This is a genomic window from Pseudomonas sp. K8, from assembly GCF_014889455.1.
Taxonomy (GTDB): domain Bacteria; phylum Pseudomonadota; class Gammaproteobacteria; order Pseudomonadales; family Pseudomonadaceae; genus Aquipseudomonas; species Aquipseudomonas veronii.
The window spans coordinates 1-704 of the sequence record NZ_VJWO01000164.1 but is presented as its reverse complement, the minus strand read 5'-3'; the positions used below and the strand labels follow the sequence as shown (position 1 = coordinate 704).

Annotated in this window: 1 pseudogene; it reads left to right on the top strand. The window is 63.4% G+C overall.

Annotation, left to right across the window (positions count from 1 at the left end):
• A pseudogene (locus tag INT12_RS30745) lies at positions 1-704 on the top strand (DNA-directed RNA polymerase subunit beta'); the annotation flags it as partial.

Genomic DNA, 704 nt, shown 5'->3' with positions numbered 1-704 from the left:
CTGGGATCCGCATAACCACCCGATCGTGTCCGAAGTAGCCGGTTTCATTCGCTTCATCGACTTCATCGACGGCGTCACCGTCATCGAGAAGACCGACGAACTGACCGGCCTGGCCTCGCGCGAAATCACCGACCCGAAGCGTCGTGGCTCGCAGGCCAAGGAGCTGCGCCCGATCGTGCGCATCGTGGATGCCAAGGGCAATGACCTGACCATCCCGAACACCGACCTGCCGGCCCAGTACCTGCTGCCGCCGCGTTCCATCGTCAACCTGCAGGACGGCGCCGCCGTCGGCGTGGGCGACGTGGTCGCCAAGATCCCGCAGGAAGCGTCCAAGACCCGCGACATCACCGGTGGTCTGCCGCGCGTGGCCGATCTGTTCGAAGCACGCAAGCCGAAGGATCCGGCGATCCTGGCCGAGCGTTCGGGCATCATCAGCTTCGGCAAGGACACCAAGGGCAAGCAGCGCCTGATCATCAAGGACACCGATGGTTCGGAACACGAAGAGCTGATCCCGAAGTACCGCCAGGTGATCGTGTTCGAAGGCGAGCACGTGACCAAGGGCGAAACCATCGTGGACGGCGAGCCGAGCCCGCAGGACATCCTGCGCCTGCTGGGTGTCGAACCGCTGGCTGCCTACCTGGTCAAGGAAATCCAGGACGTGTACCGCCTGCAGGGCGTGAAGATCAACGACAAGCACATTGAAG